This window comes from Streptomyces sp. NPDC029292 (assembly GCF_055569295.1).
This window is the reverse complement of the sequence record NZ_JBVHXR010000001.1, coordinates 441,046-458,157: the sequence shown is the minus strand read 5'-3', so window position 1 is coordinate 458,157 and position 17,112 is coordinate 441,046. Positions and strand designations below refer to the sequence as shown.

Sequence of the window (17,112 nt, the reverse complement as noted above, 5' to 3'; positions counted from 1 at the left end):
CCTCCGGGCGGCGTGTCCGAAAAGGGCACTATTGGGTCGGCAGTGTAGAACGGGAGATGTGACGGCAATGGCTACGGAAACTCTCCAGCTCCGCGACGCGTGTGCCGTCCCCGCGCGGGGCGGCGAGCGGTGACCGAAGCCGGCACGGCGCGCATCGGAAATCCGGAGCGTGGCACGCTCGACAAGGCCGCGGACGAGAACTTCCCCGTGGCTCCCTTCTTCCTGCCCAAGGCCTGGCGCGACGACCTGATGGCCGTGTACGGCTTCGCCCGCCTCGTCGACGACATCGGCGACGGCGACCTGGCCCCGGGCGGCGCGGACGCCCGCCTCCTCGGCGTGTCGCCCGAGCAGGCCGAGGACCGCCTCCTCCTGCTTGACGCCTTTGAAGCCGATCTTCACCGCGTGTTCGACTCGACTCCGCGCCACCCCCTGCTGCGCCGGCTCCAGCCCACGGTGCGCCACGCGGACCTCACCCCCGAGCCCTTCCTCGGCCTGATCGCGGCGAACCGCCAGGACCAGCTGGTCAAGCGGTACGAGACCTACGACGACCTGCTCGCCTATTGCGAGCTGTCCGCCAATCCCGTCGGCCGCCTGGTCCTCTCCGTCACCGGCACCTCGACTCCCGAGCGCGTCCGCCTCTCCGACGCGGTGTGCACGGCACTGCAGATCGTCGAACACCTCCAGGACGTCGCCGAGGACCTCGGCCGCGACCGCATCTACCTGCCCGCCGAGGACATGAAGCGCTTTCATGTCCACGAGACGGATCTCGCCACGGCCACAGCAAGCGCATCGGTGCGTGCACTGGTTGCATACGAAGCAGAACGCGCCCTGAACCTCCTGAATGAAGGCACCCCCCTCGTGGGTAGCGTCCACGGCAGGCTGAAGCTGCTGCTCGCGGGGTTCGTTGCGGGGGGAAGGGCGGCAATCCGTGCGATTGCCGCCGCCGAATACGACGTACTTCCCGGCCCGCCCAAGCCCGGCAAGCTCCAGCTGCTGCGCGAGGTGGGAGTGACTCTGCGAGGAGAGGGGTGATCCGGACCGTGGAGTCGGAACAACACGTGTCCGCACCGGTACTCGCCGCTTACAGCTACTGCGAGGCAGTAACCGGTCAGCAGGCCCGTAATTTCGCGTACGGCATCAGACTGCTGCCGACGCCCAAGCGCCGCGCGATGTCGGCGCTCTACGCGTTCTCGCGGCGTGTCGACGACATCGGCGACGGCGCGCTGGCACCGGACGTGAAGGCGGTTCGCCTCGAGGACACCCGGGCGCTGCTCGCCCGGGTCCGCGACGGCTCCGTCGACGAGGACGACACCGACCCGGTCGCGGTCGCCCTCAGCCACACCGCCGAGTACTTCCCGGTGCCGCTCGGCGGCCTCGACGAACTCATCGACGGCGTCCTCATGGACGTACGCGGCGAGACGTACGAGACCTGGGACGACCTGAAGGTCTACTGCCGGTGTGTTGCCGGGGCGATCGGGCGGCTTTCGCTCGGCGTGTTCGGTACGGAACCGGGGGCGCGCGGCGCCGAGCGCGCGCCGGAGTATGCCGACACGCTCGGGCTCGCGCTGCAACTCACCAACATCCTGCGGGACGTACGTGAGGACGCCCAGGGCGGGCGCACCTATCTGCCCGCCGACGACCTCGCCAAGTTCGGCTGCTCGGCCGGTTTCAACGGGCCGACACCACCGCCCGGCTCCGACTTCGCGGGCCTCGTGCACTTCGAAGTGCGTCGGGCCCGCGCCCTTTTCGCCGAGGGCTACCGGCTGCTGCCCATGCTGGACCGGCGCAGCGGCGCCTGTGTCGCGGCCATGGCGGGCATCTACCGCCGTCTCCTCGACCGCATCGAGCGCGAGCCGGAGGCCGTGCTGCGCGGCCGGGTCTCGCTGCCCGGACGGGAGAAGGCGTACGTCGCCGTGCGCGGCCTCTCCGGCCTCGACGCCCGGCACGTGTCCCGCCGCACCGTCAGGAGGCGCGCCTGATGGACAATTTGGGCCAAGGTGATTCCACCGGCGAAAAGCGGCACGCAACCCTCCGGAGCCGGATGGCGTCCCTGCTTGCGATGGCCTGCCGTGCACCGTTCAATCACCGCGGCACGGCCGCAGGGGAGGGTGCACGATGAGCGAGGTCACGCAGCCTGCGGGCAGCCCTGGCGGGGCAGCCGCCGTGGTGGTCGGCGGCGGGCTCGCCGGCATCACCGCGGCGCTCGCGCTCGCCGACGCCGGGGTGCGCGTCACCCTGCTCGAGGGGCGGCCGAGGCTCGGCGGTCTGGCGTTCTCCTTCCAGCGCGGTGACCTGACGGTCGACAACGGGCAGCATGTGTACCTGCGCTGCTGCACCGCCTACCGCTGGTTCCTCGATCGCGTCGACGGAGCCTCGCTGGCGCCGCTGCAGGATCGTCTCGACGTGCCCGTTCTCGACGCCGAGGGCAAACCCGGGCGGCGGCTCGGCAGAATCGGCCGCAGCGCACTGCCCGTACCGCTGCATCTGGCGCGCAGCCTCGCGACGTATCAGCACCTGTCGCTCGCCGAGCGCGCCAAAGTCGGGCGTGCCGCACTGGCGCTCAAGAGCCTGGATCTCGCCGATCCGGCGCTCGACGATCAGAACTTCGGCAACTGGCTCGCCGCGCACGGTCAGTCGGAGCGTGCCGTCGAGGCACTGTGGGACCTGGTGGGGGTCGCCACCCTCAACGCGGTGGCCGGCGACTCGTCGCTCGGGCTCGCCGCGATGGTGTTCAAGACCGGTCTGCTGTCCGACCCGGGTGCGGCCGACATCGGATGGGCACGCGTCCCGCTGGGCGAACTGCACGACACTCTGGCCCGCAAGGCGCTCGACTCCGCGGGCGTCCGTACCGAGATCCGTACACGCGTCACCTCCATCTCCCTTAACGAAAACGGGCGTTGGACCGTTCAGGTTCCCGGCGAGAGCATCGACGCCGACACGGTCGTCCTGGCCGTACCGCAGCGCGAGGCCCACGATCTGCTGCCCGAGGGGGCACTCGACGCCCCTGAACAGCTGCTTCGGATCGGCACCGCGCCGATCCTCAACGTCCATGTCGTCTACGACCGGAAGGTGCTCAGCAGGCCGTTCTTCGCGGCGCTGGGCTCCCCGGTGCAGTGGGTCTTCGACCGGACCGAGGCGTCCGGGCTCACCGAGGGCCAGTACCTCGCGCTGTCTCAGTCGGCCGCGCAGGATGAGATCGACGAGCCCGTCTCCGCACTGCGCGAGCGTTATCTGCCGGAGCTGGAGCGGCTGCTGCCCGGCGCGCGCGGCGCGGAAGTGAAGGATTTCTTCGTGACCCGGGAGCGCACGGCGACGTTCGCCCCCACCCCAGGCGTCGGGCGGCTGCGGCCCGGCGCCCGCACCAAGGCCCCCGGCCTGTATCTGGCCGGAGCGTGGACCGCCACCGGGTGGCCCGCGACCATGGAGAGTGCGGTCCGCAGTGGTGTCAGTGCGGCGGGCGCCGCGCTGGGCGCCCTGGGCCGGCCCCGCGATCATCTCCTCGAACTCTTCGAGGAGGCGGCGTGACGCTCGATCTGCAAGGGACCGGTCCCCGCACCCCCGGTATCGCAACAAGAGGAGAGACTGTGCCCACTGTGCCCCCGGCCGAAACGGCTGCCGACGCGGTGGACGTGACCGCGCTCCTGGAGCGCGGCCGGACCCTGGCCACACCGGTGCTGCGGGCGGCTGTCGACCGTCTGGCATCGCCCATGGACACCGTCGCCGCCTACCACTTCGGCTGGATCGACGCCGCGGGCAACCCCGCGGACGGCGACGGCGGCAAGGCCGTACGCCCCGCGCTCGCCGTCCTGTCCGCGCAGGCCGCCGGTGCCGCCCCCGAGGTGGGGGTGCCGGGTGCGGTCGCCGTTGAACTGGTGCACAACTTCTCACTGCTGCACGACGACCTGATGGACGGCGACGAACAGCGCCGCCACCGCGACACCGTCTGGAAGGTGCACGGCCCCGCCCAGGCCATCCTCGTCGGCGACGCTCTGTTCGCGCTGGCCAACGAGATCCTCCTGGAGCTCGGCACCGTCGAGGCGGGCCGCGCCACGCGCCGCCTGACCACCGCCACCCGTGCCCTCATCGACGGCCAGGCGCAGGACATCTCCTACGAGCACCGCGACCGTGTCAGCGTCGAGGAGTGCCTGGAGATGGAGGGCAACAAGACGGGCGCCCTGCTCGCCTGTGCCTGCTCCATCGGCGCGGTCCTCGGCGGCGCCGACGACCACACCGCCGACACGCTGGAGAAGTACGGCTACCACCTCGGCCTCGCCTTCCAGGCCGTCGACGACCTCCTCGGCATCTGGGGCGACCCGGAGGCCACCGGAAAGCAGACCTGGAGCGATCTGCGCCAGCGCAAGAAGTCCCTGCCGGTCGTGGCCGCGCTCGCCGCGGGCGGCCCCGCCTCCGAGCGCCTCGGTGAACTGCTCGCCGAGGACGCCAAGGCCAGCGACTTCGAGAACTTCTCCGAGGAGGAGTTCGCCGCGCGCGCCGCGCTCATCGAGGAGGCGGGCGGCCGCGAGTGGACCGCCGAGGAGGCGCGTCGCCAGCACGCGATCGCCATCGAAGCCCTGGACACGATCCAGATGCCCCAGCAGGTGCGGGCCCAGCTCGTGGCGCTCGCCGACTTCGTCGTCGTACGGAAGAGATGATCACTATCGGTCGAATGAACCTCGCGTAGTCGCCGGCCGGTGCCGCGGGAGAACGCGCACCGGCCGACGGCGGACCCACAGCAGACGTATCACTGCACGAAGGGGAAGCCATGACAGCGACGACCGACGGAAGCACCGGGGCCCTGCCGCCTCGCGCTGCCTCGGCCAGCGAAACACAAACACAGACGACTCCCGTGGCGGCCGGGACAGTTGAGACCCGAGACGCCGCCGCGCACGCGATACAGCGCGCCACCGACTTCCTGCTCTCGCGGCAGGACGCCGAGGGCTGGTGGAAGGGCGACCTCGAGACGAATGTCACGATGGACGCCGAGGACCTGCTCCTCCGTCAGTTCCTGGGCATTCAGGACGAGATGACCACGCGCGCCGCCGGGCTGTTCATCCGCGGCGAACAGCGCGAGGACGGCACCTGGGCCTCGTTCTACGGCGGACCCGCCGAACTCTCCACCACCATCGAGGCGTACGTCGCCCTGCGCCTGGCCGGGGACAGCCCGGACGAGCCGCACATGGCGAAGGCGTCCGCGTGGATCCGCGAGCGGGGCGGCGTCGCCTCGGCCCGTGTCTTCACCCGGATCTGGCTCGCCCTGTTCGGCTGGTGGAAGTGGGACGACCTGCCCGAACTCCCGCCGGAGCTCATCTACTTCCCGAAGTGGATGCCGCTCAACATCTACGACTTCGGGTGCTGGGCGCGGCAGACCATCGTGCCGCTCACCATCGTCTCGGCGAAGCGCCCGGTGCGGCCCGCGCCGTTCCCGCTCGACGAGCTGCACACCGACCCGCGCAACCCCAATCCGTTCAAGCCCCTTGCCCCGGCGGCGAGTTGGGACGGCGTCTTCGAGCGTCTGGACAAGGCGCTGCACCAGTACCGCAAGGTGGCGCCGCGCAGGCTGCGCAGGGCCGCGATGAACGCCGCCGCCCGCTGGATCATCGAGCGGCAGGAGAACGACGGCTGCTGGGGAGGCATCCAGCCGCCCGCCGTCTACTCCGTTATCGCCCTTCATCTCCTTGGGTACGACCTCAAACACCCGGTGATGCGCGAGGGGTTGGCGTCGCTGGACCGTTTCGCGGTGTGGCGCGAGGACGGGGCCCGGATGATCGAGGCCTGTCAGTCGCCGGTGTGGGACACCTGCCTGGCGACCATCGCGCTCGCCGACGCGGGCCTGCCCGCCGACCATCCGCAGCTCGTGAAGGCCGCGGACTGGATGCTCGGCGAGGAAATCGTCCGGCCCGGCGACTGGGCGGTGAAGCGGCCCCGACTCCAGCCGGGCGGCTGGGCGTTCGAGTTCCACAACGACAACTATCCCGACATCGACGACACCGCCGAGGTCGCCCTCGCGCTGCGCCGGGTCAAGCACCACGACCCGGAGCGCGTCGAGAACGCCATCGGGCGCGGGGTGCGCTGGAACCTCGGTATGCAGTCCAAGGACGGCGGCTGGGGCGCCTTCGACGTCGACAACACCAGTGCCTTCCCCAACCGGCTGCCCTTCTGCGACTTCGGCGAGGTCATCGACCCGCCGTCCGCGGACGTCACCGCCCATGTGGTGGAGATGCTCGCGGTCGAAGGGCTGTCCCATGACCCGCGCACCCGCCGGGGCATCCAGTGGCTGCTCGCCGAACAGGAGGCGAACGGCTCCTGGTTCGGCCGCTGGGGCGTCAACTACGTATACGGCACGGGGTCGGTGGTGCCCGCGTTGGTCGCCGCCGGACTGCCCGGCTCGCACCCGGCGATCCGGCGGGCCGTGGCCTGGCTGGAGACGGTCCAGAACGACGACGGCGGCTGGGGCGAGGACCTGCGTTCCTATCACGACGTCGCCGAGTGGAGCGGCCGCGGCGCCTCGACCGCCTCCCAGACCGGGTGGGCGCTGCTCGCCCTCCTCGCCGCCGGGGAGCGCGACTCCAAGGCCGTCGAGCGCGGCGTCGCATGGCTCGCGGAGACCCAGCTGGCGGACGGCTCCTGGGACGAGCCGTACTTCACCGGCACCGGGTTCCCCTGGGACTTCTCGATCAACTACCACCTCTACCGGCAGGTCTTCCCGCTCACCGCACTCGGCCGGTACGTCCACGGCGAGCCGAGCTTCGTCCACGGCGAGTCCCTCGCCGAGGTCAAGGGGGGGTGATGAACACGAAGCCCGACCCGGCCCCCCTGCTGATCGCCTGCGCGCTCGGCATCGAGCACCTCGCCCTGCGCAGCGGCGACCGGACCGGGGCCGACGGGCCCGTCACCGTGCTGCGTACGGGCATGGGGCCCAAGGCCGCCGAGCGCGCGGTCACCCGGGCCCTCGCCGACCCGGCGCTGCGCGAGGCCGCCGTCCTGGCCACGGGGTTCTGCGCGGGGCTCGCCCCGGGCATGCACCCCGGTGACCTGGTCGTCGCCGAGGAGACCCGGGACCCGCGCGGCAACACGCCGTGCGTGGGCACCGAGCTGCTGGTCAAGGAGTTGGTGCGCGCCGTGCCCGGGCGCACCGTCCACACGGGACCACTCACTGGTTCCGATCACGTCGTCCGCGGTCACGAACGGTCGGATCTGCTCGCGACCGGCGCAATCGCGGTCGACATGGAGTCGGCGTCCACGCTCCACAGCGCCGTGCGCACGGGCGTGCGCCCGGTTGCGGCCGTACGGGTGGTCGTGGACGCTCCAGAACATGAACTCGTCCGTATCGGTACGGTCCGCGGTGGAATATCAGCTTTCCGTGTTCTTCGTGCCGTCCTTCCCGCTTTTTTTGAATGGCACCGTTCTTTGCTGCTCCCTCGGAGGTGAGCCAGATGGCCATGCCCCTTCGGCAGACCATGAAGGTCGCTGCGTACCTGTTTGAACAGAAGCTCAGGAAGCGGGACAAGTTCGCGCTGCTGGTCGAGTTGGAACCGCTCTTCGCGTGCAACCTCGCGTGCGAGGGCTGCGGCAAGATCCAGCATCCGGCGGGTGTGCTCAAGCAGCGGATGCCCGTGGCGCAGGCGGTGGGCGCGGTGCTCGAGTCCGGTGCGCCGATGGTGTCCATCGCCGGCGGCGAGCCGCTGATGCACCCTCAGATCGACGAGATCGTACGGCAGTTGGTGGCCAAGAAGAAGTTCGTCTTCCTGTGCACCAACGCGATGCTGATGCGCAAGAAGATGGACAAGTTCAAGCCCTCGCCGTACTTCGCGTGGGCTGTGCACATCGACGGGCTGCGTGAGCGGCACGACGAGTCCGTTGCCAAGGAAGGCGTCTTCGACGAGGCGGTCGAGGCCATCAAGGAGGCCAAGCGGCGCGGCTTCCGGGTCACCACCAACTCGACGTTCTTCAACACCGACACCCCACAGACCATCATCGAGGTTCTCAACTACCTCAACGACGACCTGAAGGTCGACGAGATGATGCTGTCGCCCGCCTACGCCTACGAGAAGGCGCCCGACCAGGAGCACTTCCTCGGCGTCCAGCAGACCCGGGAGCTGTTCAAGAAGGCCTTCGCGGGCGGCAACCGACGCCGCTGGCGGCTCAACCAGAGCCCGCTCTTCCTGGACTTCCTGGAAGGCAAGGTCGACTTCCCCTGCACCGCGTGGGCGATCCCGAGCTACTCGCTCTTCGGCTGGCAGAAGCCCTGCTATCTGATGAGCGACGGGTACGTGCAGACGTACAAGCAGCTTCTGGAGGAGACCGACTGGGACTCCTACGGGCGTGGCAAGGACGACCGGTGCGCCAACTGCATGGCGCACTGCGGCTATGAGCCGACCGCCGTCCTCGCCACCATGGGCTCGCTCAAGGAGTCGCTGCGCGCCGCCCGCGAGACGTTCACGGAAAGCCGCGGGTGACGAAATGACCGCCGTTTCCTTGGGCCTCCCCGAGGTGCCGGTCCGGCCGATCGCGGAGCGCCGTGTGTCACGGCAGATCCAGGTCGGACCGGTGGCGGTCGGGGGCGGCGCACCCGTGTCGGTGCAGTCGATGACGACGACGCGTACGTCGGACATCGGCGCCACCTTGCAGCAGATCGCCGAACTCACCGCGTCCGGCTGCCAGATCGTGCGCGTCGCCTGCCCCACGCAGGACGACGCGGACGCGCTGGCGACCATCGCCCGCAAGTCGCAGATCCCGGTGATCGCGGACATCCACTTCCAGCCGAAGTACGTGTTCGCGGCGATCGACGCGGGCTGCGCGGCGGTGCGGGTGAACCCCGGCAACATCAAGCAGTTCGACGACAAGGTGAAGGAGATCGCGCGGGCCGCCAGGGACGCGGGTACCCCGATCCGGATCGGGGTCAACGCCGGGTCGCTGGACAGGCGGCTGCTCCAGAAGTACGGCAAGGCGACGCCCGAGGCGCTCGTCGAGTCGGCGCTGTGGGAGGCGTCGCTCTTCGAGGAGCACGGGTTCAGGGACATCAAGATCTCGGTGAAGCACAACGACCCGGTGGTGATGGTCAACGCGTACCGGCAGCTCGCCGCCCAGTGCGACTACCCGCTGCACCTCGGTGTGACGGAGGCCGGTCCGGCGTTCCAGGGGACCATCAAGTCGGCCGTCGCCTTCGGAGCGTTGCTCAGCGAGGGCATCGGGGACACCATCCGGGTCTCCCTGAGCGCGCCGCCCGCCGAGGAGTGCAAGGTCGGCATCCAGATCCTGGAGTCGCTGGGGCTGCGGCAGCGGCGCCTGGAGATCGTCTCCTGCCCGTCCTGCGGGCGCGCCCAGGTCGATGTCTACAAGCTGGCCGACGAGGTCACGGCCGGTCTGGAGGGGATGGAGGTCCCGTTGCGCGTCGCGGTCATGGGCTGCGTCGTCAACGGCCCCGGAGAGGCGCGGGAGGCGGACCTGGGGGTCGCCTCCGGCAACGGCAAGGGGCAGATCTTCGTCAAGGGCGAGGTCATCAAGACCGTACCCGAGTCGAAGATCGTCGAGACCCTCATCGACGAGGCGATGAAGATCGCCGAGCAGATGGAGAACGACGGCGTCGCGTCAGGCGAACCGGCCGTCACCGTGAGTTGATCGGCACGGACCGAGAGGGGGCCCGAGCGTGACGATTCTGGAGAGCATCCGGGGACCACGTGACCTGAAGGCGCTGTCCGAGGCGGAACTCGGTGAACTGGCCGAGGAAATACGGGAGTTCCTGGTACATGCGGTCGCCAGGACCGGCGGTCACCTCGGGCCCAATCTGGGCGTGGTGGAACTCTCCATCGCGCTCCACCGGGTCTTCGAGTCACCCGTCGACAAGATCCTGTGGGACACCGGTCACCAGAGCTACGTACACAAGTTGCTGACAGGGCGTCAGGATTTCTCCAAGCTGCGCGGCAAGGGCGGTCTGTCCGGCTACCCGTCACGCGAGGAGTCCGAGCACGACATCATCGAGAACAGCCATGCCTCCACGGCGCTCGGCTGGGCGGACGGGCTCGCCAAGGCCCGTCAGGTGCAGGGCGAGAAGGGGCATGTCGTCGCGGTCATCGGCGACGGCGCGCTGACCGGCGGCATGGCGTGGGAGGCCCTGAACAACATCGCCGCCGCCAAGGACCGCCCGCTGATCATCGTCGTCAACGACAACGAGCGGTCGTACTCGCCGACCATCGGGGGCCTCGCGAACCACCTCGCGACCCTGCGTACGACGGACAGTTACGAGAAGGTCCTCGCCTGGGGCAAGGACGTACTGCTGCGCACACCCGTCGTCGGGCACACCCTCTACGAGTCGCTGCACGGCGCGAAGAAGGGGTTCAAGGACGCGTTCGCGCCGCAGGGCATGTTCGAGGACCTGGGGCTCAAGTACGTCGGGCCGATCGACGGGCACGACGTGGGGGCCGTGGAGTCCGCGCTGCGGCGCGCGAAACGCTTCCACGGGCCCGTGCTCATTCACTGTCTGACGGAGAAGGGCCGCGGCTACGAGCCCGCGCTCGCCCACGAGGAGGACCACTTCCACACGGTCGGCGTGATGGACCCGCTCACCTGCGAGCCCCTGGCGCCCTCCAACGGCCCTTCCTGGACCTCGGTGTTCGGTGACGAGATCGTCCGGATCGGTGCGGAGCGGGACGACGTCGTGGCGATCACGGCGGCCATGCTGCATCCGGTGGGCCTGGCGAAGTTCGCCGAGAAGTTCCCCGACCGGGTGTGGGACGTCGGGATCGCCGAGCAGCACGCCACGGTCTCGGCGGCCGGGCTCGCCACCGGCGGGCTCCATCCCGTCGTCGCGGTCTACGCCACCTTCCTCAACCGGGCCTTCGACCAGCTTCTGATGGATGTGGCACTGCACCGCTGCGGTGTCACCTTCGTACTGGACAGGGCGGGCGTCACCGGCGTCGACGGCGCCTCGCACAACGGCATGTGGGACATGTCGATCCTCCAGGTGGTGCCCGGCCTCAGGATCGCGGCGCCGCGCGACGCCGACCAGTTGCGAGCCCAGCTGCGGGAAGCGGTCGCCGTCGACGACGCGCCGACGCTGATCCGGTTCCCGAAGGAGTCGGTGGGGCCGGCGATCCCGGCGGTCGACCATGTGGGCGGACTGGACGTCCTGCATCGCGCGGACCGGCCGGAGGTGCTTCTGGTCGCCGTCGGCGTCATGGCACCCGTCTGCCTCCAGGCCGCCGAGCTGCTCGAGGCCCGCGGCATCGGCTGCACCGTTGTCGACCCGCGCTGGGTCAAGCCCGTCGACCCGTCGCTGCCCGGCCTCGCCGCCGAGCACCGGCTCGTCGCGGTCGTCGAGGACAACAGCCGGGCGGCCGGGGTCGGCGCGGCGGTCGCGCTGGCGCTCGGAGACGCCGAAGTCGACGTGCCCGTACGGCGGTTCGGCATCCCGGAGCAGTTCCTCGCGCATGCCAAGCGCGGTGAGGTACTGGCCGACATAGGTCTCACGCCCGTCGAGATCGCCGGGCGGATCAGCGCCGGCCTGGCTGTCAAGGATGAGCTGTCCAAGGTCGAGGACGAGCTGTCCATGGATGAGTTGTCCAAGGAGAAACAGGAATGAACGACCCTGCTCAGAAGCGGGAGTTCGACCTCGGCGCGCTGCTTGCCGAGCGCGGAGCCGAGCGCTACGAGCTGCACACCAAGTACCTGAACCACCAGCTCCCGCGCATGCTGCACACCATCGGCTTCGACAAGGTGTACGAGCGGGCCGAGGGCGCGCACTTCTGGGACGCGGACGGCAACGACTACCTGGACATGCTCGCCGGGTTCGGTGTCATGGGCCTGGGCCGCCACCACCCCGTCGTCCGCGGGGCGCTGCACGACGTCCTGGACGCCTCGCTCGCCGACCTCACCCGCTTCGACTGTCAGCCGCTGCCCGGACTGCTCGCGGAGAAGCTCCTCAGCCACAGCCCGCACCTGGACCGGGTGTTCTTCGGCAACAGCGGTACGGAGGCCGTCGAGACGGCACTGAAGTTCGCCCGGTACGCCACCGGGAAGCCGCGGATCCTGTACTGCTCGCACGCCTTTCACGGGCTGACCACCGGCTCGCTGTCCGTGAACGGCGAGGACGGCTTCCGCGACGGATTCGCCCCGCTGCTGCCCGACACGGCCGTCCCGCTCGGTGATCTCGACGTCCTGGCGAGGGAGTTGAAGAAGGGGGACGTCGCCGCGCTCATCGTCGAGCCCATCCAGGGCAAGGGCGTGCACGAGGCCCCGCCCGGATATCTGCGCGCCGCCCAGGAGCTGCTCCACAAGCACAAGGCGCTGCTCATCGCGGACGAGGTGCAGACCGGGCTCGGGCGGACCGGGGACTTCTACGCCTACCAGCACGAGGAGGGCGTGGAGCCGGACCTGGTGTGCGTGGCCAAAGCCCTCTCCGGCGGTTATGTGCCGGTCGGCGCCACCCTCGGCAAGGACTGGATCTTCAAGAAGGTCTACTCCTCGATGGACCGGGTCCTCGTCCACTCGGCGAGCTTCGGGGCGAACGCGCAGGCCATGGCGGCGGGCCTTGCCGTGCTCTCGGTCATGGAGAGCGAACAGATCGTCGCGAACGCCCGCGCCACGGGAGAGCAACTGAAGTCCCGGCTCGCGGCGCTCGTGGACAAGTACGAGCTGCTGAGTGACGTACGCGGCCGGGGCCTGATGATCGGCATCGAGTTCGGGCGGCCCAAGTCGCTGAAGCTGCGCAGCCGCTGGACGATGCTGCAGGCCGCGCGCAAGGGCCTGTTCGCGCAGATGGTGGTCGTGCCGCTGCTGCAACGGCACCGCATCCTCACCCAGGTCTCCGGCGATCACCTGGAGGTGATCAAGCTGATCCCGCCGCTGGTCATCGGCGAGGAGGACGTGGACCGGTTCGTCGAGGCCTTCACCGCCGTGATGGATGACGCGCACAGCGGCGGCGGGCTGATGTGGGACTTCGGGAAGACGCTGGTGAGGCAGGCGGTGGCGAACCGGTAGGCGGTGCGGGGGGGGGGGGGGGGCCCCCCCCCCCCCCCCCTCGGGGGTTTTTTCCCTCAGCAAAAGAAGCTCCCCCCGAGGCAAAAAACTGCTCCNNNNCGTAGGGGGGGGGGGGGGGGGGGGGGGGGGGGGGGGGGGGGGGGGGGGGGGGGGGGGGGAGGGGGGGGAAAGGGGGGGGGGGGGGGGGGGGGCCCCCCCCCCCCCCACCCGCCTGCCGTGAGGTCTTTTGCCTCAGAGGCAAGAAATTTGCCCGAGAGGCAAGCATGCGGCTCAATGGAAGACATGAGCCCTGTCGAGGATACGAGCCCTTCCGAGCCGGTGACGGCCGACGAGCTGCCGGTCGTCGCACCCCAACTGCGTGCCCTGCGCCGCCGCGCCTCCCTGACCCTGGAGGCCGCGTCCCGCGCCGCCGGGCTCTCGCCCGCCCACCTCTCACGCCTGGAGACGGGGCAGCGCCAGCCCTCGCTGCCGATGCTGCTCGCGCTCGCCCGTATCTACGGTACGACCGTCTCGGAGCTGCTCGGCGAGACGGTCGCCGAGCGTGACGCCGTCGTGCGCGCCGCCGACATGGAGCCGACCGGGGCGGGCGGCTGGACGTACTGGCAGGCCGGTGCCCCCGGCCGCGGCATGCAGGCCCTGCGGGTGCACGTGCCGTACGGCTCGCAGGGCGACATCGTGCGTGTCCACCCCGGCGAGGAGTGGCTCTATGTCCTCCAGGGGCGGCTGCGGCTGCGCCTCGGGGACACGGCGCACCTGCTCGCGCCGGGTGACAGCGCGCACTTCGACTCGCTCACCCCGCACCGCATCGCCGCCGCCGACCGCGGCGGGGCCGAGCTGCTCTTCGTACACACCCTGCTGCAGAGCCCCACCGCCGCGCTGTGCCTCGGCCCGGCGACGGGGCACCCGACGATGGGAGAGACGTCATGACCGAACCCACGGAACCCGGCACCCGGCGGTCCATGGAGGAGAAGTTCCCGCGCGCCCTGTGGGTGCGGCTGATCATCTATGTCGCCGTCGGCCACCTCTTCGCGGCCTTCATCTACCTGCTCTTCACGCTGGGCGCGCAGAACCAGTAGGCCCTGTCGAGGCTCAGTCCAGCAGGCGCTCGCGCAGGCGCTCCCGCAGCTCGGGGGTGATCCGCAGCGCCTGCTCCAAGTAGGTGTCGACCCCGCCCCAGGTCCCGTCGATGGTCTCGAAGGCGGCCGTCAGGTATTCGGCGCGCGCGTCGAACAGCGGGCTGAGCAGCTCCATGACCTCCGGGGAGTAGGCGGAGGCGGAGGTGCTGGAGCGGTGCACCTTGTAGCGGCGGTGCGTCGCGTTCGACTCCAGGTAGTCGGTGACGATGGCCTCGCGATCGACGCCGAGGGAGAGGAGCGTCACGGCTATCGACAGCCCCGCACGGTCCTTGCCCGCCGCGCAGTGCATCAGCGCGGGCACGCTGTCCTCGGCCAGGGAATGCAGCACCTGGGAGTGCTCGGCCGTGCGCTCCTTGATGATCGTGCGGTAGGACCCGATCATCCGGTTCGCCGCCTTGCCGTCCGACAGGAGCGCGCGCAGCTGGTCGATGTCGCCGTCCCGGACCATCTTCCAGAACTCGACGCCGTCGGCCGGGTCGGTCAGCGGAAGATTCACGTTGCGCACGCCCGGCAGGTCGACGTCCGGGCCCTCCAGCTTCTGGTCCGAGGCGTTGCGGAAGTCGAAGATCGTGTGCAGGCCGAGGGAGGCGAGGAACGCGGCGTCCTCGTCGGTGGCGTGCGCGAGATGACCGCTGCGGAACAGCTGCCCGTACTTCACCCGCCGGCCGTCCACGGTGGGCAGACCGCCCACGTCCCGGAAATTGCGCACTCCGGTCAGCTCAGGCTCGGTTGACGGGATCTGCTGCGTCACGGGGGCTCCTCCCATTCGGCCGTCGGCGCTGCTCGGCATCGCTCGCCAACGGGACTGCGCTCTCGACGATACGACATGGGTTCCTGGGGCAATGAGTTGTCCACAGGCGTTGCCTCCCAGGTGCGGGGCCCATGATGATGTTGGTGCCTGATCGCAGCTGTTCGGATCTGTGGGGGATTGATGATGGAGCTCGGCGCGGACGGTCGGACCTGGCTTCTTTCGGGGCCGACGAGCAGTTACGCACTGCGGCTCACCGAACTCGACGAGCTGCTGCATCTGCACTGGGGCCCGCGCATCACGCTCCCCGACGCCGAGGCCCTCGCCGCCCTGTCCGCGCCCCAGTACTGGCCCTTCGAGTCCCCGCTCGACGGACACGAGGAGTACCCGGTGGAGGGCGGCCCCCGCTTCGTACGCCCGGCCCTCTCCGTGCGCACGGACGAGCGGCGCGGCACCGAGTGGCGCTTCGAGGAGTTCGAGGCGGACGGTGAGGAGCTGCGGCTGCGCTTCTCGGACTCCGGGTTCGGCATCACGCTGCACTACCGGATGCGCGGCGACGTCGTCGAGCGCTGGGTGACGCTCGCCAACGAGGGACCCGCTCTGGAGCTGCTGCGCGCCGACTCCGCGACCTGGACGCTGCCGGAGCGCGAGGGCTGGCGGCTGTCCCAGCTGCATGGGCGGTGGGCTGCCGAGTCCCGGCTCGTACGTGCCCCCCTCACCTACGGTGAGAAGGTCATCGGCAGCCGGCGCGGGCACACCGGGCACCAGCATCTGCCCTGGGTGGCGCTCGACAGCGAGGCGACCGAGGAGAGCGGCGAGGTGTACGGCTGCGCGCTCGCCTGGTCGGGCTCATGGCGGATCTCCGTGGCCCAACTCCCCGACGCGCGCGTGCAGATCACCGGCGGCGCCGGGTACGACGACTCGGGGCTGCTGCGCCTGGAGCCGGGCGAGTCGTTCACGACACCCGTCTTCGCGGGGCTGTGGAGCGACGGCGGCTTCGGCGGGGCGAGTCGGGCCTGGCACGCGTACCAGCGCGCGTATGTCATCCCGGAAGCGGACCAGGACCGTCCCGTGCTCTACAACTCCTGGGAGGCCACCAACTTCGGCATCTCGGAGGAGCAGCAGCGGGCGCTCGCGCGGCGGGCCGCGACCATGGGCGTGGAACTGTTCGTCGTCGACGACGGCTGGTTCGGGACCCGCACCAGCGATCAGGCGGGGCTCGGGGACTGGACGCCCAACCCCGATCGCTTCCCCGCCGGGCTGAAGCCGCTCGCCGACGACGTGCACGCGCTCGGCATGCGGTTCGGGATCTGGGTCGAGCCCGAAATGGTCAATCCGGACAGCGAGCTGTATCGCGCGCACCCCGACTGGGTGCAGTTCCAGCAGGGGCGAACCAGGGCGGAATACCGCAATCAGCTCGTACTGAACCTCGCGCGCCAGGACGTTCAGGAGTACCTCTGGGAGCAGCTCGACAGCCTGCTCTCCAGCGCCCCCATCGACTATGTGAAGTGGGACTTCAACCGCTGCTTCACGGATGCGGGTTGGCCCGGCGAGCCCTACCCGCAGAAGCTGTGGGTCGCGCACGTGGAGGCGCTGTACGCCCTTCTCGACCGGCTGCGGGCCGCCCACCCCGGTGTCGCCTTCGAGTCCTGCTCGGGAGGTGGCGGCCGCGTCGACCTCGGCATCATGGCGCGTACGGACCAGGTGTGGACCTCCGACAACACCGACCCGCTCGACCGGCTCGCCATCCAGCACGGCTTCAGTCAGATCCACCCGGCCCGGATCATGGCCGCCTGGGTCACGGACAGCCCGAACGCGCAGCTCAATGGCCGGGTCAGCTCCTTGCGCTTTCGGTTTGTGAGCGCCATGGCCGGGGTGCTCGGCGTCGGCGGCGATGTGACCGAGTGGAGCGAGCGGGAGCTGGTCGAGGCGCGGGAATGGGTGGATCTCTATAAGGAGATCCGGCCTGTCGTGCAGCGCGGCGACCTCTACCGGCTGCGGCCCCCGGAGGGTGGACTGAGCGCGGTCCAGTACGTCCACGGCGGCGAGACCGTCGTCCTCGCCTGGCTCCAGGCCCAGCACCACGGGGAGCCGGTCGCCCCGCTCCGGCTGCGCGGACTCGACCCGACAGAACGGTACGAGTGCCGCGAAACGGGCGAAGTGCACCGCGGTGCGGTGCTGCTGCATCACGGGTTGCGTACGGGGCTGCGCGGGGACCTCGATGCGACAGTTATCCGGCTGCGTCGCATGTGA

At 70.1% G+C, this 17,112-nt stretch carries 15 protein-coding genes; 14 read left to right on the top strand and 1 reads right to left on the bottom strand.

Going from position 1 to position 17,112, the window contains the following annotated elements; all coding sequences use genetic code 11:
• Positions 1 to 129: 129 nt before the first annotated feature.
• The 13 genes from hpnC (at position 130) to ACZ4WS_RS02075 (ending at position 14,051) form a co-directional block, all read left to right on the top strand.
• Positions 130 to 1,032 (top strand): squalene synthase HpnC, encoded by a 903-nt coding sequence (hpnC, locus tag ACZ4WS_RS02135; RefSeq protein ID WP_467976301.1) that lies wholly within the window; start codon positions 130 to 132, stop codon positions 1,030 to 1,032.
• Entirely contained in the window at positions 1,029 to 1,979 is a 951-nt protein-coding gene (gene hpnD / locus ACZ4WS_RS02130; RefSeq protein ID WP_467976300.1) for a presqualene diphosphate synthase HpnD, read from the top strand. The genes hpnC and hpnD overlap by 4 nt, the downstream gene beginning before the upstream one ends.
• Complete coding sequence (locus tag ACZ4WS_RS02125) at positions 1,979 to 2,119, top strand: DUF6380 family protein (protein ID WP_467976299.1); 141 nt, start codon at positions 1,979 to 1,981, stop codon at positions 2,117 to 2,119. Before hpnD ends, ACZ4WS_RS02125 begins: the two co-directional genes overlap by 1 nt.
• Positions 2,116 to 3,525: a hydroxysqualene dehydroxylase HpnE gene (gene hpnE / locus ACZ4WS_RS02120; protein ID WP_467976298.1), complete on the top strand. Its 1,410-nt coding sequence runs from the start codon at positions 2,116 to 2,118 to the stop codon at positions 3,523 to 3,525. The genes ACZ4WS_RS02125 and hpnE overlap by 4 nt, the downstream gene beginning before the upstream one ends.
• Positions 3,522 to 4,652, top strand: a complete 1,131-nt coding sequence (locus ACZ4WS_RS02115) for a polyprenyl synthetase family protein (protein ID WP_467976297.1) — start codon at positions 3,522 to 3,524, stop codon at positions 4,650 to 4,652. Before hpnE ends, ACZ4WS_RS02115 begins: the two co-directional genes overlap by 4 nt.
• Before the next feature lie 110 nt (positions 4,653 to 4,762).
• Positions 4,763 to 6,787 (top strand): squalene--hopene cyclase, encoded by a 2,025-nt coding sequence (shc, locus tag ACZ4WS_RS02110; RefSeq protein ID WP_467976296.1) that lies wholly within the window; start codon positions 4,763 to 4,765, stop codon positions 6,785 to 6,787.
• The gene (locus ACZ4WS_RS02105; protein WP_467976294.1) at positions 6,787 to 7,428 is read left to right on the top strand and encodes a phosphorylase family protein; all 642 of its coding nucleotides are present in this window, start codon (positions 6,787 to 6,789) and stop codon (positions 7,426 to 7,428) included. Before shc ends, ACZ4WS_RS02105 begins: the two co-directional genes overlap by 1 nt.
• A 5-nt stretch (positions 7,429 to 7,433) precedes the next feature.
• The gene (gene hpnH / locus ACZ4WS_RS02100; RefSeq protein WP_330309014.1) at positions 7,434 to 8,456 is read left to right on the top strand and encodes an adenosyl-hopene transferase HpnH; all 1,023 of its coding nucleotides are present in this window, start codon (positions 7,434 to 7,436) and stop codon (positions 8,454 to 8,456) included.
• 4 nt (positions 8,457 to 8,460) lie between these two features.
• Entirely contained in the window at positions 8,461 to 9,618 is a 1,158-nt protein-coding gene (gene ispG, locus ACZ4WS_RS02095) for a flavodoxin-dependent (E)-4-hydroxy-3-methylbut-2-enyl-diphosphate synthase (RefSeq protein WP_467976292.1), read from the top strand.
• Positions 9,619 to 9,646: 28 nt separating this feature from the next.
• The gene (dxs, locus tag ACZ4WS_RS02090; protein ID WP_467976291.1) at positions 9,647 to 11,578 is read left to right on the top strand and encodes a 1-deoxy-D-xylulose-5-phosphate synthase; all 1,932 of its coding nucleotides are present in this window, start codon (positions 9,647 to 9,649) and stop codon (positions 11,576 to 11,578) included.
• Positions 11,575 to 12,975 carry an aspartate aminotransferase family protein gene (locus ACZ4WS_RS02085; RefSeq protein WP_467976289.1) on the top strand — a complete coding sequence of 467 codons (1,401 nt, stop codon included), beginning with the start codon at positions 11,575 to 11,577 and terminating at the stop codon, positions 12,973 to 12,975. The genes dxs and ACZ4WS_RS02085 overlap by 4 nt, the downstream gene beginning before the upstream one ends.
• 282 nt (positions 12,976 to 13,257) lie before the next feature.
• Positions 13,258 to 13,902, top strand: a complete 645-nt coding sequence (locus tag ACZ4WS_RS02080; RefSeq protein ID WP_467976287.1) for a helix-turn-helix domain-containing protein — start codon at positions 13,258 to 13,260, stop codon at positions 13,900 to 13,902.
• A 32-nt stretch (positions 13,903 to 13,934) separates the two neighbouring features.
• Positions 13,935 to 14,051 carry a DUF6126 family protein gene (locus tag ACZ4WS_RS02075; protein WP_356166334.1) on the top strand — a complete coding sequence of 39 codons (117 nt, stop codon included), beginning with the start codon at positions 13,935 to 13,937 and terminating at the stop codon, positions 14,049 to 14,051.
• 13 nt (positions 14,052 to 14,064) lie between these two features.
• Here the strand turns inward: ACZ4WS_RS02075 and ACZ4WS_RS02070 are convergent, their stop codons facing one another.
• Positions 14,065 to 14,862, bottom strand: coding sequence for a tyrosine-protein phosphatase (locus ACZ4WS_RS02070; protein WP_467976285.1), 798 nt, complete (start codon positions 14,860 to 14,862; stop codon positions 14,065 to 14,067).
• Positions 14,863 to 15,042: 180 nt separating this feature from the next.
• On the opposite strand from ACZ4WS_RS02070, the gene ACZ4WS_RS02065 reads away from it, so the two are divergent.
• Positions 15,043 to 17,112 carry an alpha-galactosidase gene (locus ACZ4WS_RS02065; protein WP_467976283.1) on the top strand — a complete coding sequence of 690 codons (2,070 nt, stop codon included), beginning with the start codon at positions 15,043 to 15,045 and terminating at the stop codon, positions 17,110 to 17,112.

What these genes read in the sequence shown, in the direction of transcription:
- ispG (WP_467976292.1), top strand. Translation starts at nt 8,461, where the DNA reads ATGACCGCCGTTTCCTTGGGCCTCCCCGAGGTGCCGGTCCGGCCGATC.
- hpnH (WP_330309014.1), top strand. Translation starts at nt 7,434, where the DNA reads ATGGCCATGCCCCTTCGGCAGACCATGAAGGTCGCTGCGTACCTGTTT.
- ACZ4WS_RS02125 (WP_467976299.1), top strand. Translation starts at nt 1,979, where the DNA reads ATGGACAATTTGGGCCAAGGTGATTCCACCGGCGAAAAGCGGCACGCA.
- ACZ4WS_RS02080 (WP_467976287.1), top strand. Translation starts at nt 13,258, where the DNA reads ATGAGCCCTGTCGAGGATACGAGCCCTTCCGAGCCGGTGACGGCCGAC.
- ACZ4WS_RS02075 (WP_356166334.1), top strand. Translation starts at nt 13,935, where the DNA reads ATGGAGGAGAAGTTCCCGCGCGCCCTGTGGGTGCGGCTGATCATCTAT.
- ACZ4WS_RS02065 (WP_467976283.1), top strand. Translation starts at nt 15,043, where the DNA reads ATGATGGAGCTCGGCGCGGACGGTCGGACCTGGCTTCTTTCGGGGCCG.
- ACZ4WS_RS02085 (WP_467976289.1), top strand. Translation starts at nt 11,575, where the DNA reads ATGAACGACCCTGCTCAGAAGCGGGAGTTCGACCTCGGCGCGCTGCTT.
- hpnE (WP_467976298.1), top strand. Translation starts at nt 2,116, where the DNA reads ATGAGCGAGGTCACGCAGCCTGCGGGCAGCCCTGGCGGGGCAGCCGCC.
- ACZ4WS_RS02105 (WP_467976294.1), top strand. Translation starts at nt 6,787, where the DNA reads ATGAACACGAAGCCCGACCCGGCCCCCCTGCTGATCGCCTGCGCGCTC.
- shc (WP_467976296.1), top strand. Translation starts at nt 4,763, where the DNA reads ATGACAGCGACGACCGACGGAAGCACCGGGGCCCTGCCGCCTCGCGCT.